Raw genomic sequence first — 15,016 nt, forward strand, 5'->3', positions numbered from 1 at the left:
TTCAAATATATACGGCCGCGAGGAGGGTTCGATAGCGTCGCTCCCGACCCGCAATCCTTACGCCGCGGACGACCCCACGGACGCGTATGACAGAGGCGACGGGCATCGTCGGGGAGTTCCTCTCGCTCAAAGAGGAGACCGACGCGGACCTGCTGACGATGCAGTGCGGCGACTTCTACGAGTTCTTCGGCGAGGACGCCGAGACCGTCGCGGACGAACTCGACCTGACGGTGAGCCAGAAGTCCTCCCACGGCTCGTCGTACCCGATGGCCGGCGTCCCGGTCGACGACCTGACGCCGTACGTCTCCGCGCTGGTGGAGCGGGGCTACCGCGTCGCCGTCGCCGACCAGCACGAGACGGCCGACGGCCACGCCCGCGAGATCACGCGCGTCGTCACGCCGGGGACCCACCTGGAGACGGGCGACGCGTCCGCCCAGCACCTCGCGGCGGTCGTCCGGGAGGGGGGACGCGGCGACGGCGACACCTACGGCCTCGCGGTCGCGGACGTGACGACGGGCCAGTTCCAGGTGACGCAACTGGACGACGCCGACGCGGGCGCGGCGCTGACGGAGCTGTACACCTTCGCGCCCGCCGAGGTGCTCCCCGGCCCGGACCTCCGGAACGACGACGACTTCCTCGACCGCCTGCGCGAGCGGACCGACGCGGCGCTGACGCTGCACGACTCGGAGTCGTTCGCGCCGGGGCGGGCGAGCCACGCCGTCCGCGAGCAGTTCGGCGGCGAGGCGGTCGACAGCGTGGGCGTCGGCGAACGGGACGCCGCGGTCCGGGCCGCCGGCGCGGTGCTGTCCTACGTCGAGGACACGGGCGTCGGGACGCTCGCGGCCATCACCCGGTTGCAGACCTACGGCGCGCGGGAGTACGTCGACCTCGACGCGACGACCCAGCGCAACCTCGAACTCACGGAGACGATGCAGGGCGACCGCTCGGGGTCGCTGTTCGACGCCCTCGACCACACCGTCACCGCCGCGGGCGGGCGACTGCTCCGGCGGTGGCTCCAGCGGCCGCGGCGCGACCGGGGCGAACTGGCGCGCCGGCAGTCCTGCGTCGCGGCGTTCGCGGAGTCGGCGATGGCCCGCGAGCGCATCCGCGAGACGCTGTCGGACGCCTACGACCTCGAACGGCTGGCCTCGCGGGCCACGTCGGGCAGCGCCGACGCGCGGGACCTCCGGGCGGCCCAGGAGACCCTCTCAGTCCTGGGGAAGGTGGCCGACGCGGTCACGGAGACGGAGCGACTGGCCGAGTCGCCGCTCGCCGACGCGGTGGCCGGGGCCGACCGCGCGGCGGCCGACGACCTCGCGGCGGACCTCGACGCCGCGCTCGTCGACGACCCGCCGGGCACCGTAACACAGGGCGGGCTGTTCCGGACGGGCTACGACGACGACCTGGACGCCGTCATCGAGGAGCACGAGGCGGCCCTGGAGTGGCTGGACACGCTTCCGGAGCGCGAGAAGGAGCGCACCGGTATCACGCACCTCTCGGTCGACCGCAACAAGACAGACGGCTACTACATCCAGGTCGGCAAGAGCGAGACCGACGCCGTCCCCGAGTCCTACGAGCACGTCAAGACGCTGAAGAACTCCAAGCGCTACACAATCCCCGACCTCGACGAGAAGGAGCGGGAGGTGCTGCGACTGGAGGAGCGCCGCCACGACATGGAGTACGAGCGCTTCCAGGCGCTTCGCGAGCGCGTGGCCGAGCGCGCGACGCTCCTGCAGGACGTGGGCCGAGCGCTCGCCGAGGTGGACGCGCTGTCGTCGTTCGCGGTCCACGCCGTCGAGAACGACTGGACGCGACCGGAGGTCCACGACGGGCAGGCCCTCTCCATCGAGGCCGGCCGGCACCCCGTCGTCGAGCAGACGACCGAGTTCGTCCCGAACGACCTCTACATGGACGAGGACCGGCGCTTTCTCATCGTCACCGGGCCGAACATGAGCGGGAAGTCGACGTATATGCGCCAGGCCGCGCTCGTGACGCTGCTGGCACAGGTCGGGAGCTTCGTCCCGGCGCGGTCGGCGTCGGTCGGCCTCGTCGACGGCATCTACACCCGCGTCGGCGCGCTGGACGAACTCGCCCAGGGCCGCTCGACGTTCATGGTGGAGATGCAGGAACTGTCGAACATCCTCCACTCCGCGACCGACGAGTCGCTGGTCATCCTCGACGAGGTCGGCCGCGGGACGGCGACCTTCGACGGCATCTCCATCGCGTGGGCCGCGACGGAGTACATCGCCAACACCGTCCGGTCGAAGACGCTCTTTGCGACCCACTACCACGAGCTGACGGCGCTGGGCGACGAACTGCCCACCGTCGAGAACGTCCACGTCGCGGCCGACGAGACGGACGGCGACGTGACCTTCCTCCGGACGGTGCGGGACGGCCCGACCGACCGCTCCTACGGCGTCCACGTCGCCGATCTGGCGGGCGTTCCGGCCCCCGTCGTCGACCGCTCGCGGGAGGTGCTCGACAGGCTGCGCGAAGAGGAGGCCGTCGAGGTCCGCGGGAGCGACCGGGACGGCGGCGGGACGACCCAGGCCGTCTTCGACCTCAGTTCGGGCCAGTTCGCGAGCGGCGGGTCGGAGCCGACAGACGAGCCGGTGGCGACCGACGGCAGCCGCGAACAGGCTCCGGCGGATTCCCCGGCCGACGACGCGGGCGGGCTCGACCCCGAGGCCGAGGCCGTGCTGTCGGAACTCCGGGACCTCGACGTCAACGAGACGCCGCCGGTCGAACTCCTGGCGAAAGTCCAGAACTGGCAGGACGACCTCGAGGGCGCGTAGCGGCCGTGGGCGCGGTTCTCACCGGAGATACTCGCGCCCAAAACCATTATACCGTGCTCATCGTTATCGTGTGTAATGACCGACGGGATCCGCGTTCTCCACGTCGACGACGACCCGGATTTCACCGACGTGGCCGCCACCTTCCTCGAACGGGAGCGTGATTCTATCACCGTCGAGACGGAGGCGAGCGCCGCCGCCGGGCTCGAACGAGTCAGGGACGGGGAGTTCGACTGCGTGGTCTCGGACTACGACATGCCGGGTCGCAACGGCGTCGAGTTCCTGGAATCCGTTCGCGAGCGCTCCCCCGACCTGCCGTTCGTCCTCTTCACTGGAAAGGGGAGCGAGGCGGTCGCGAGCGAGGCCATCTCGGCGGGCGTCACCGACTACCTCCAGAAGGCCCCCGGCTCCGACCAGTACGCGCTGCTGGCGAACAAGGTCGTCAACGCCGTCGAGCGAGCGCGCGCCGAGCGGGCCCGCGAGCGCCACCTCGAAGCGATCGAGACCGCGCGGGAGGGCATCAGCATCCTCGACGAGAGCGGGGAGTTCATCTACGTCAACGACGCCTACGCCGGCCTCTACGGCTACGACCCCGCGGACCTGCTCGGAGAGCACTGGGAAGTGCTCTATCGCGACGAGGACATCGATCGCGTCTGGGACGAGATCATCCCGCAAATCGACGAGACCGGGTACTGGCACGGCGAGACGATCGGCGTTCGCGCCGACGGGAGCACCTTCGTCGAGGACCACACGCTCGCGAGGACCGACCACGACGAACTCGTCTGCACCGTCAGGGACGCGTCCGATCGCAGGCGGCGCGAGCAGGCGATCGAGGAACTCCACGCCACCGCCAGGGCGTTCCTGCAGGCCACGACCGAAGACGAAATCGCGCGGATCACGGTCGAGTCGGCCCGCGACATCCTCGACATGCCGGCCAACGCGGTCCACTTCGCCGACGGTGACGACGGCGACTTGCGGCCGGTCGCCTGGACCGATCGGGTCGAAGACATCGTCGGGACGCCGCCGGTGATCGGTCCCGGCGACGGGCTCGCGTGGGAGGCCTTCGAGGCGGGCGAGCCGCGGGTCCACGACGACGTGTCGACGAATCCCGGCCGGTTCAACTCGGAGACGGACGTGCGAAGCGAGCTCCTCCTCCCGCTCGACGACCACGGCGTCCTCCTCGTCGGGTCCTGCGAGGCGACCGCGTTCGACGAGACGGACGCGTCCCTCGCTCGGATGCTCGCGGTCCACGCGACGACGGCGCTCGACCGCCTCGACCGCGAGCGCGAACTCCGCGCGGAGCGAGCGTTCGTCGATCAGGCGCTCGACACGCTCGACGACCTGTTCTACGTCGTCGGCCCGGAGGGCGACATCCGTCGGTGGAACGACCGCGTGCCCGCGGTCACGGGATACGCCGACGCCGAACTCGCGGCCCTGTCGGTCACCGACCTCTTTCCGGACGACCAGGTCGACGCGGTCGTCGCGGCGGTCGACGAAGCGCTCGAAACAGGGCGGACGACCGTCGAAGCGGACCTGCGCACCGCCGACGGCGAGCGGTTCCCCTACGAGTTCACCGGCGCGCGCCTGACCGACCCCGAGGGCGACCGCTCCGGAGTCGTCGGCATCGGCCGGGACATCACCCACCGAAAAGCGCGCGAAGAGCGGCTCGCGCGGCAGAACGAACGGCTCGACGAGTTCACCAGCGTCGTCAGCCACGACCTCCGGAACCCGCTGGCGCTCGCCTCCGGCCACCTCGACCTCGCCCGCGAGGAGTACGACAGCGAGCACCTGGAAACCGTGGCGGACGCCCACGATCGGATGCGGTCGCTCATCGAGGACCTCCTGACGTTCGCGCGGGAGGGCGAGTCCGCGACCGAGGTCGAACCGGTCTCGCTCGGAGACGCGGCCGCCGACTGCTGGGAGAGCGTCGGGACGGACGCCGCGACGCTCGCCGTCGCGACCGACCGCCGGATCCGCGCCGACCCGGCGAAGCTCCGGCGACTCCTCGAGAACCTCTTTCGAAATACCGTCGAACACGGTTCGACGAATCCCCGCTCGCACACTCGCGAGGACGCCGTGGAGCATGGCTCCACGAGCAGTCAGAACGCAACGCGTTCTGACGATGCCGTCGAACGCGCCGGCGACGTGACCGTGACCGTCGGCGACGCGGACGGCGGCTTCTACGTGGCCGACGACGGGCCGGGCATCCCGGCCGACGAGCGCGACCGGGTGTTCGAGACGCGATACTCCGGCGACGCCGACGGCACCGGCTTCGGTCTCGCTATCGTCCGCCGCATCGCCGACGACCACGGCTGGACGGTCTCCGTCACCGAGAGCGAGGACGGCGGCGCGCGCTTCGAGATCACGGGCGTCGGGACGGCCTGAGACGGACTGCTGTCCCCGTTCCCGTGACGGCAGCCAGACTGTGGGGCCCTCGACGTAGAACTGACGACAGCGGTCCGCGCGAATCGGCGTTCGCCGCCGCGTCGAGATGGGTCCGCCCGTAGCCGCCCTTTTCCGTCCGAGGCACGCAGAGTGACCTATGCCACCCCAGCGAACGCGACCGCGAGAGTCCACTGGGGCGTCGGCGTCGACCGACGCGAGCGAGTCGCCGCCCGCGCTCGCCGTCGAGGGGCTGACGAAGCGCTTCGGAAGCGGTGCGGACGCCGTGACGGCGGTCGACGACGTGTCCTTTACCATCGACCGCGGGTCAGTCGTCGGCCTGCTCGGCCCCAACGGCGCGGGCAAGACCACGACGATCAAGTCGATCCTGGGACTGGTGCTGCCGGACGCCGGGAGCGCCCGGGTCCGCGGCATCGACGTCCACGCGAACCCGCGGACGGCGTACCGGCACGTCGACGCCATGCTGGAGGGGGCGCGAAACGACTACTGGCGGTTGACCGTCCGGGAGAACCTCCGGTACTTCGCGACGATCAAGGGCGTCAAGCCGCGCTCGCTGACCGACCGCCACGAACGCCTGCTCGAGAAACTCGACCTGCTGGAGAAGGCGGACGAGCCGGTCCGGAGCCTCTCGCGCGGGATGAAACAGAAAGTGTCGCTCGCGAGCGTCCTGGCGAGCGAGGCCGACGTGGTGTTTCTCGACGAACCGACGCTCGGCCTCGACGTGGAGAGCTCGCTGACGCTCCGGCGGGAACTGCGCCGCATCGTCGAGGAACGGGACCTGACGGCCGTCGTCAGCAGCCACGATATGGACGTGATCGAGGACGTCTGCGACCGCGTGATCGTGATGAACGAGGGGCGGGTCATCGCCGACGACAGCGTGTCGGCCCTGCTCCGCCGGTACGCCGCGACGGGGTTCTCCGTCACCAGTGCGGACTTCACCGACGACCTGCTCGACGACCTCCGGGCGCGCTTCGACGTGGTCGAGACGACCGCGGTCGACGGCGCGACGCGGGTCGAGGTCGCGACCGACAGCGACGGCTTCTATCGCCTGCTCGACCGCTGTCGCGAGCGCGGCGTGACGCTGGAGGCCGTCGGCACCGTCGAACCGGACCTAGAAGACGTGTTCGTCGAACTGACGGGGCGCGAGCGATGACCGCCGACGGCGCGGACGACGCAACGACGGTCGGAGAGCGAGCGGGCTACCTGGACCTCGCCCGGGCCGTCCTGTACCGCGAGTACCTGCTGTTCGTCCGCTACCCGGCAAACGCCGTCGGCGGCATCGTCATCTCCGTGTTCTTCTTCGCGCTCCTGTTCTACGGCGGTCGGATGCTGGCCGGGCGCGCGGTCACGGACTCCATCGAGGGAATCGTGGTCGGCTACTTCCTCTGGACGCTGTCGGTCGGCGCGTACCAGTCCATCTCAAGCGACATCGCCAGCGAGGCCCAGTGGGGCACGCTCGAACGCCACGTCATGACGCCGTTCGGCTTCGCGCCCGTCGCCCTGTTCAAGGGCGTCGCGAAAGTGGTCCGGACGTTCCTCACGTCGACGATCATCCTCGCAGTGATGTTGCTCATCACCGACACGACGCTCCAGCTCAGCGCCGTCACCGTGGTCGCGGTCGCGTCGCTGACCATCGCATCGGTGCTCGGGCTCGGCTTCGCCGCCGGCGGCGTCGCCGTCCTCTACAAGCGCATCGGGAACTGGCTGAACCTCCTCCAGTTCGGGTTCATCCTCCTCATCTCCGCGCCGGTGTTCGACCTCGGGTGGACCCGCTTGCTCCCGCTCGCTCACGGCAGCGCGCTCCTCCAGCGGGCGATGGTCGACGGTACGCGCCTCTGGGCGTTCCCGGCGGCGGACCTGGCGCTGCTCGTCGGCGTCGCCGTCGGTTACGTCCTGCTCGGCTACGTCGTGTTCCGATACACGACGCGGCGGGCCAGACGCCTCGGCGTCCTCGGCGACTACTGACCGCGAGCGAACCGGGAGGTTTTACGGTCCGGCGACACGTTGGCACTCCTGATAGACCGGACGCTCGCACAGAGCGCAGTCGCCGCCCACACATGGCCTCTCGACACCTCACAACGGAACGGCTCGTCCTCACCCTCGCGACCGTCGTCGCCGTCAGCGTGCTCGCCGCCGCGACCTGGTCGGTGGCGGTCCCGAGCGCGACGGCGACCCCGCGTCCGACCGTCGACGCCGACGTCGCGACGCAGTACGACGCCATCGACGGCGTCGAGGCGACCCGGACGACGACCATCACGCGTAACGGGTCCGTTTCGAGTCGAACGGTCTACGACGCGACGCTCCGGCCGGGCACGGGGAAGCAGCGCCTCGAAGTCGTCTCCAGTACGGCGACGCGCTACGACCTGCGGGTGTCGAACGGTTCGACCCTGTGGCTGTACGACCGCGACCGTGGGAACGCGACGCGTATCTCGCTCAGCGGCGGGTCACACGACCAGGGCGCGCGCCTCGAACGCCTGCTCGAGCGGCTGAACATGACGGATACCGACGGCCGGCCGCGGACGGTCGAACCGCTGCCGGTGGTCCCCCACGGCGGCCGCCAGCCGGCTGCCGCCGCCGTCGCGTCGGGGACCGAGATGGGCGTCAGCTACCGCGGGACGGAGACGGTCGACGGGCGGGAGACCTACGTCGTCCACGTCGCGCCCGAGAACGGGTCGGCGGCGTACGAACAGACGCTGTGGCTCGACGCAGAGCGGTTCTTCCCGCTGAAACAGCGCACTGTCTGGATGGCCGACGGGCGGCGAACGGTGGTGACGACGACGTACGAGAACGTCAGCTACGACACCGGCGTGGGCGACGACGCGTTCGTCCCCGACTTCCCGGCGAATACGACGGTAAATGCCCCGGAGACGCCGGAGACGCGGACCTACCGGACGGTCGACGCGCTCGAAGCCGACACCGACGTTCGCGTCCCCGACGTCGACCTCCCACCGTCGTTCGAACTGGCCTACGCGACGCAGACGCGGGGCCGGATCCACGGGGTCGGCCTCAGCTACGTGAACCGCACGAGTCGAATCACCGTCGCGAAGTACAACTTCACGTACCGGGCACCGAAGGGTGACGAGCAGGTGACGATCGACGGCCGGACGGCGTCGCTCTCGCGCGGTCTCACGTCGTCGCTCTCCTGGAACTGCGGCGAGTACCGGTACACGATCCGCGGCCAGGGCGTCTCCGCGGACCGGCTCGTCGCCATCGGTCGGTCGGTCGGATGTTCCGCGAGCGGCTGAACCGCCGGATTCCACCGCCGCGACCGCCGCGCCGACAGCTATCAGGGGCCTGTTTTCTGGGTCAGAAGTTCGACTGGTCGTTATATTATCCAACCGTGCGTCCCTGTGAATGCAGCGGGCCTGATGATCCCGAACCGCCATGCTGTCCGGTCATCGCCGCTGTCTGTCCACCACCATGCCCCGGAGCGATCCGGGCCGTCCACCCTGGGGGAAATGGGTCACACATCGGTCCTCGAGGTGGGGTGTGGATCGCCGCCTGGGCCCTCCAAGCCTCTGACAGTTCCCGGGCGGCGATTTCGGCCCGCCTCTGGACCGGTCTCCGCTGTCGCATCGCGCCCTCCCGAGCCCTGACTTCTGACCCGGAAACTGGCAGGACCTTTTATTCGCCGACGGTTCGTGGTCCGGGACGTGAGTGAGGACCCGGACGTGGGCGATCTCCTCGATCTGCTCAGCGACGAGTACGCCCGGGATATCCTCGCAGCAACGAGTGTCAAACCTATGTCTGCGAAACAGCTCTCCGAACAGTGTGAGATGTCACAGCCGACCGTGTACCGACGGGTCGAGTGGCTCCGGGAGCACGGCCTCATCGAGGAACAGACCCGTATCGAGACTGGCGGCAACGACTACAGCGTCTTCGCCGCGACGCTCTCGGAGTTCTCGCTCGCGCTCGACGACGGGGCGTTCGACGCCGCCGTCGAGCGGACGGAGTCACCGGCGTTCCCCGGGCAGGACGAACAGGACACGGCCGACCGATTCACGAAGATGTGGGAGAACCTCTGAGATGGTCGCCATCCCGACCCTCGTCGAGTGGCTCATCGTCGGCCTGGCCTTCGGCTCCACCCTCCTGGGCGGGTACGTCGGCTACCAGGCCTACCGCGGCTACCGCCGCCACGACAGCCGCTCGATGCGGTACCTCTCGGCCGGCCTGTTCTGTCTCACCGCGGTGGCCTTCGCCGTCGCGTTCGTCGGGTCGCTCCTCCTCAGACAGGGCGTCCTCCCCGTCCGCTTCCAGCAACCGCTCACGCTCGTCACTCGCGCCTTCCAGTTCGTCGGCGTGCTGTTCATCGCCTACTCGCTCCACACTCGGGAGTAAGCCGCCGCCCGCGTCTCACTCACCTCACTCCAGCAACCCGCTGTCCCGCGCGAACCGGTCCGCGAGTTCCTCCAGCACGTCCGGATCGACTTCCGCCACCGGGTCGCCGTCGTGGAGCTGCTCGTTGTGCCGGGCGACCGCGTCCTCGACCTCGTCGAACGGGACCGCCGTTCGCGTGCCACACCCCTCGCAGACGACCGGAATCTCCGGTCCCTCGCTGTCGGTCATTGGCGACGGTTGCGCCCACCCGCTCAAATAAACTCGGGTTGGCGGCCGCCGTCGGCCCCTTCGACGGGCGACGCCGCTGTTCTCGACCGTCGCGGCCGCACCGTCATTCGAGGACGCTCTTGGGACGTTTGAGGTAGAACTCCTGTTCGGTGACGCGCTCGTAGACATCGTACAGCGTCTCGACGGCGGCGGGGTCGGGGCTGAACTGCAGGTGCGGGGCCAGGTGATACGCCTTGCAGGTCGTCAGGAAGAAGTACAGCGTCCGGTGGTGGGCCGGCGTCGCGTCGACGACGCCGAGGCGCTTCCCGCCGAGGTCGTCCGAGAAGTCGTTGAGCATGCTCGCGATGTCGTCGCTGAGCCGTTCGTCCGGCCGCGTCAGCGGCGTCCCGAACGTCTGCTGGAAGAAGTCGCTGGTCGCTCGGAGGAACGGGTTCGCGTCCATCCCGGTCGGGTCGACGGCGGCGACGGACTCGTACAGGTCGAGCAGCGTCGACAGCTCCTCGGCCGTCACCGCGATGGGTCGGACCGGGTCGCCCTGCGGCAGCGAGTACTCCGGGAAGGAGTACGACCCCGGGTCCGGAATCCGCCCGAACACCTGATCGAGGCTCATAGGTCTAGTTCCGTCGGCAGCGGCCTAACTGTTGGGCCGGTTCGGCGTGTTCCGGACACCCAGTTAGACGTGAACAGCCAGACCACCCTCGCTCCGGTTCGTGGGCCGAGGGCCCGCTCATCGAGTCGAGGGTCCTTCGGTCCCTCGCGACCGACACGCTTTCGACCGCCGCCGACCGAGCCACGCCCATGTTCCCCGAGTTCGAGGTCGTCCCCGCGGTCGACATGCAGGACGGACAGGTGGTCCAGCTCGTCGGCGGCGAGCGCGGCACGGAGAAGACCTACGGCGACCCGGTCGAGGCGGCGCGGCGCTGGGTCGACGCCGGCGCGCGGACGCTGCACCTCGTGGACCTCGACGGCGCGTTCGAGGGCGAGCGGCGGAACGCCGCGGCCATCGACGCCGTCCTCGACGCCGTGGGCGACGACGCCGCGGTGCAGTTGGGCGGGGGCATCCGCACTGCCGAGGACGCGATCTCCCTGCTGGATCGGGGGCTCGACCGCGTCATCCTCGGGACCGCGGCCGTCGAGAACCCCGACATCGTCGCCGAGATCAGCGAGCCCCACCCCGAGAGCGTGCTGGTGAGCCTCGACGCGAAGGGCGGCGAGGTCGTCGTCTCGGGCTGGACCGAGGGCACGGGGCTGGACCCGGCCGAGGCGGCCGAGCGGTACGCGGACCTGGGTGCCGGCGGCATCCTCTTTACCGACGTGGACGTGGAGGGGCGACTCGACGGCGTGCGGACCGATCCGGTCCGACGGCTGGTCGAGGCCGTCGACATCCCGGTCGTCGCCAGCGGCGGCGTCGCGACCATCGACGACGTGCTGGCGCTGGAGCGGGCCGGCGCGGCCGCCGTCGTCGTCGGCAGCGCGCTCTACGAGGGCGAGTTCACCCTCGAAGCGGCGATGGACGCCGTGGCCGAGTCCTAGTCGAGCGAGACGAACGGGAGCGTCGCCCGCGCGTTGGCCCCGTAGGCGAGCGCGTCGGCCTGGCTCACGCCGTCGGGCGTCACCAGGTCCATGACGCGGGGCGCGTTCTCGACCGCACCGGATTTCGCGCCGCCGAAGACGTACTCCTCGGCCGTCTCCGCGACGGGGCGCAGCGAGCCGCGGTCCTCGGATTGGACCATCGCGACGACTTCGAGGTCTGCGGCGTCGACGCCGTCGAAGGCCGCGCGGTCGACGCTCAGCGTGACCGTCCCGGCGTCTGTGTCGACCGCTTCGCCGACCGAGACGCCGTTCCCTTCGCCGTCGGTGAGCGGGGCCCCGCTGGCGTCGACGGCGCTCTTCGAGTAGCCGCTGATCTCCAGGCGGTACTGCCAGGGCGCTTCGAAGTCCACGTTCGCGCCGAGGTCGTCGAGGCTGCTGGTCGCGCCGCCGTCGGCGCTCGGGTCGCGGAGCCAGAGGACGAACCACTGCGGCGAGAAGCCGCGGCTGCTGCCGAAGGCGTTGTAGAGCGTCTCCACCTCGACGGTGAAGCGAGCGAGGCTCGGCGTCTGCTCGACCGTCACCGAACGCAGGTCGAACGCGCCGGACTGGAAGGCGTCGGCTGTCGGGTAGGTGTAGCCCCCGGGGCCGTGGTCGTCGCCCGAGGGGTCCGCGAGGTCGGCCACCGTCGCGGGCGGTTTGATCGTCACGGTCTCGCTCGCGAGCGTCGTGCCGTCCGGCAGCGCGACCGTCACCTCGTACTCGCCGGCCTCGTCGATGGCGTAGCCGACGGTGTCCGTGTAGCCGCTCGCCTCCGGCGGGATGCGGACGTTCTCGGTGCGGACGAACTCGCCGTCGACGAACAGTTCGGTGGTCGTCCCCCCGACGAACGCGCCGTCGTTGTCGCCTGTCGCCTCGATGAACGGTTCCTGAACGAACGCCTCGTCGGCGACGCTGACCTCGAAGTCCTGTTCCGGACGCTCGTACTCGGGCAGGTCGGTGATCTCCTGGCCCCGCGCCGGCCGGAGGCGGACCGCGGTCCCGCCGCTGCCGACCATCGACGCGAGCAGCGTCGTCCCGGGGTCGACGACGGCCTCCGTGACGCGAACGTCGGTCAGGTTCTCGTCGTAGCCGGCCTCGACGCCGTCGGTGTAGATCTCGGCGACGTACTTCGGGCCCCTCGGCCCGTTACCGTTGCTGTTCCCGTTCCCGCGTCCGCTCCCGTTGCCGCGCCCTCGCCCGTCACTCTTGGACGCCGGCGAGAGGAAGTCGAGCGGCACGTCGACGGCGCGGCCGCCCTCGTCGGTCATCGCGCCGAGGAACCACTCCTCGTCCTTCTTGCGTGCGGTCACCACGTAGTCACCGATGGCCGCGTCGACGACGCGGGTGTCGTCCCAGCCGGCGGCCGGCACGTCCTCGACGAACTGGAAGGCGTCGACCGTCTCGCCGCGGATGGGCGCGGTCTCCGGTTCCGGCATCGACGCGCCGGGTTCGGTGACGGCGACTGAATCGAGGTTGACGCCACCGGTGTCGTCGCCGGTGAACGCGACGGCGATCTCGTCGTCGCCGCCGGACAGCGAGACGGTGGTCGAGACGGCGTCCCAGTCGTTCCAGTACTCGGTCGGCGGGAACGTGACCTGCGCGGCCTCGCTGCCGTTGACCAGGACCGTCGCCGTGCGGTCGGTGTCCGCCGGGACGGCGTTGTTCTCGGCGTCGCTGGCGTAGCGCAGGTGGAGGTCGTACTCGCCCTCGCTCGCGCCCTCGACGGTCCAGGCGACGCTCGCGCCCGGGGACGCGCCGTTGGGGTCGACGGCGACGTAGCGCTCGCCCTGCGCGTTGGGCCAGCGAGACGCCGTCGAGAAACCGTCGATATCGCCCCACTCGGCCTGTGCGACCGCCCCGACCTCGGCCGTCGACGGCTGGTCGGCCAGGTAGGAACTGGGCAGGTCGGCGACCATCTGGAGGCCGCTGAAGTACGTCGGGTACATCGCCAACTGCTTCGCGCGGGTCGTCTCGATGCCGCCCGAGCCCGAGTCCATATCGAAGATGCCCGGCGTGTACTCCATGGGGCCGGCCAGCATCCGCGTGAACGGGATGGTGACGTGATGGGACGGGCTCACGTCGCCGAAGGCGTCGTACTCCTGGCCCTTGACGCCCTCGCGGGTCATGAGGTTCGGGTACTGCCGACGGCGGCCGGTCGGGTGGATCGGCTCGTGTACGTCGAGCATCTGGCGGTTGGCGGCCGCGGTCTCGGCGACGAGCGTGTGGTGGTTCACGAGAACCTGATTGTGATGGTTGTGGCCTTCGCCGGCGAGGTCCCCGCTATCGGAGACGTAGCCGGTCTTGATCGTCCTGACACCGAGGTCGTCGTACAGCGGGTAGGCCTCGTCGAGCTGGGACGCGTAGTTCTCGAAGTCGCCGGCCGTCTCGTTGTGCATCGTCAGCTGGGTCGGCGGGTCGAGGCTGGGACCGTAGTCGGTCACCGCCTGCAGGTCGAAGTCCGGGTAGGGCTGATCGAAGTCGAAGGCGCTGCCGTCGCCGGGATAGCTCGCCCACCCCTCGTTCCAGCCCTCGACGAGGACGCCGGGGATGTCGTGCTCGCTGGCGAAGTCGATGTACTGCGTGGCGCGGCCGGTCTGTGCCCCGTGGTTGCCCGAGTTCGGCCCCGTGTACTCCCAGTCCGCCCGGCCGGTGATCATCAGCCACCAGACGCCGACGAACTTCTGGGGCTCGATCCAGTCGACGCCCTGCGTGAACACATCCTCGTCGTGGTCCTCGTTGAGGGTGACGACGAGGCTCGACTCGACGAGGTCGCCGGGGCTGGTGCCGACCTGGACCGTCCGCCAGGGCGTGACGTGCGGGGCCGACGCCGAGACCTTCGTCCCGTCTGGCAGGGGTGCGAGCGTCGACTCGAAAGCGGCGTCGCCGGCCTCCGACGGCGCGAGCGCGAGCGAGGCGTAGTCCGTCAGGTCGGCCTCGTGGACCGCGAGGTAACGGTCGTCGTCGGTTCGCATCGTCATCGGCGTGTGGACACCGTCGAAGGGCGTGTCGTCGAGTTCGGCGGCGACCTCGCTCAGCGCGGTCGCCTCGTACTCGACCTCGAAGTTGTTGTAGTCGTTGGGAATCCACCACGAGTCGTAGTCGCCCGCGAAGCGGTACTCGGTCCGCTCGGACGTGACGACGAACTGCTCGCCGAACGGGTCCCCGAAGACGAACCGGAAGCCGACGCCGTCGTCGAACACGCGGAAGACGAACGTGCCGAAGCGGCCCGGCTCCGCGGTCTCTTCGACCCCAAGCCTGAGTTCGGTGTAGCGCTCGGGGATCTCGTCGTACCGGTCCCACACCGGCGTCCACGAGGCGTCCGTCTCGGAGCGCTCGCTCCCGGTGACCGTCAGGCCGTCCCGGAACGCCTCCTGGTTGCGGAACTCGAAGCCGAGCGCCGAGTCCTCGACGACCGTGGCCCCCTCGTGGGCGAGTCGATACGTCGCCGTGCCGTCGGACACGTCGACCGTGAGCGCGACGTTCCCGTCCGGCGATGTCACCGTTCTGGTCGGGGAGTCGTCGCCCTCGGTGACTTGTGCCGCCGTCTGCTCCGGGACCGACGCGGAGAACGCGGACGCGGCGAGGAGCGAGCCGACCCCGCCGAGGAACTGCCGCCGGCTCTGCTTCGAATTGGGTTGATTTTCTTCTTCAAACATCAGTTCTGGCCTGGCACGCGCTCGTAA

General features: G+C 69.9%; 11 protein-coding genes. 8 read left to right on the forward strand and 3 right to left on the reverse strand.

All coding sequences use genetic code 11. The annotated features are described in order from the left end of the window. Positions 1–86 precede the first annotated feature (86 nt). The 7 genes from mutS (at position 87) to GM656_RS10485 (ending at position 9,533) form a co-directional block, all read left to right on the forward strand. Positions 87–2,795 carry a DNA mismatch repair protein MutS gene (mutS, locus tag GM656_RS10455; protein WP_162413602.1) on the forward strand — a complete coding sequence of 903 codons (2,709 nt, stop codon included), beginning with the start codon at positions 87–89 and terminating at the stop codon, positions 2,793–2,795. Between the two features lie 75 nt (positions 2,796–2,870). Further along, positions 2,871–5,177 carry a PAS domain S-box protein gene (locus GM656_RS10460; protein WP_241692748.1) on the forward strand — a complete coding sequence of 769 codons (2,307 nt, stop codon included), beginning with the start codon at positions 2,871–2,873 and terminating at the stop codon, positions 5,175–5,177. 157 nt (positions 5,178–5,334) lie between these two features. Then, the gene (locus GM656_RS10465) at positions 5,335–6,348 is read left to right on the forward strand and encodes an ABC transporter ATP-binding protein (RefSeq protein ID WP_162413603.1); all 1,014 of its coding nucleotides are present in this window, start codon (positions 5,335–5,337) and stop codon (positions 6,346–6,348) included. Next, a complete protein-coding gene (locus tag GM656_RS10470; protein ID WP_162413604.1) occupies positions 6,345–7,160 on the forward strand; it encodes an ABC transporter permease in 816 nt (271 codons plus the stop codon). Before GM656_RS10465 ends, GM656_RS10470 begins: the two co-directional genes overlap by 4 nt. Positions 7,161–7,252: 92 nt before the next feature. Next, a complete protein-coding gene (locus GM656_RS10475; RefSeq protein WP_162413605.1) occupies positions 7,253–8,440 on the forward strand; it encodes a LolA family protein in 1,188 nt (395 codons plus the stop codon). A 408-nt stretch (positions 8,441–8,848) separates the two neighbouring features. Continuing rightward, positions 8,849–9,220, forward strand: coding sequence for an ArsR/SmtB family transcription factor (locus tag GM656_RS10480; RefSeq protein ID WP_162413606.1), 372 nt, complete (start codon positions 8,849–8,851; stop codon positions 9,218–9,220). A 1-nt stretch (position 9,221) separates the two neighbouring features. Beyond that, positions 9,222–9,533: a DUF7521 family protein gene (locus GM656_RS10485; RefSeq protein ID WP_162413607.1), complete on the forward strand. Its 312-nt coding sequence runs from the start codon at positions 9,222–9,224 to the stop codon at positions 9,531–9,533. Between the two features lie 24 nt (positions 9,534–9,557). Here GM656_RS10485 and GM656_RS10490 read toward each other — a convergent pair whose 3' ends face one another. Further along, positions 9,558–9,761: a hypothetical protein gene (locus GM656_RS10490; RefSeq protein WP_162413608.1), complete on the reverse strand. Its 204-nt coding sequence runs from the start codon at positions 9,759–9,761 to the stop codon at positions 9,558–9,560. 103 nt (positions 9,762–9,864) lie between these two features. After that, a complete protein-coding gene (locus GM656_RS10495; protein ID WP_162413609.1) occupies positions 9,865–10,371 on the reverse strand; it encodes a hypothetical protein in 507 nt (168 codons plus the stop codon). A 188-nt stretch (positions 10,372–10,559) separates the two neighbouring features. On the opposite strand from GM656_RS10495, the gene hisA reads away from it, so the two are divergent. Next, complete coding sequence (hisA, locus tag GM656_RS10500) at positions 10,560–11,294, forward strand: 1-(5-phosphoribosyl)-5-[(5-phosphoribosylamino)methylideneamino]imidazole-4-carboxamide isomerase (protein ID WP_162413610.1); 735 nt, start codon at positions 10,560–10,562, stop codon at positions 11,292–11,294. Here hisA and GM656_RS10505 read toward each other — a convergent pair. Continuing rightward, on the reverse strand, positions 11,291–14,989 hold the full coding sequence (locus GM656_RS10505; RefSeq protein WP_162413611.1) for a glycoside hydrolase family 97 catalytic domain-containing protein: 3,699 nt from the start codon (positions 14,987–14,989) through the stop codon (positions 11,291–11,293). The genes hisA and GM656_RS10505 overlap by 4 nt on opposite strands. Positions 14,990–15,016 lie beyond the last annotated feature (27 nt).

This window comes from Haloarcula salina (genome assembly GCF_010119195.1).
GTDB lineage: Archaea > Halobacteriota > Halobacteria > Halobacteriales > Haloarculaceae > Haloarcula > Haloarcula salina.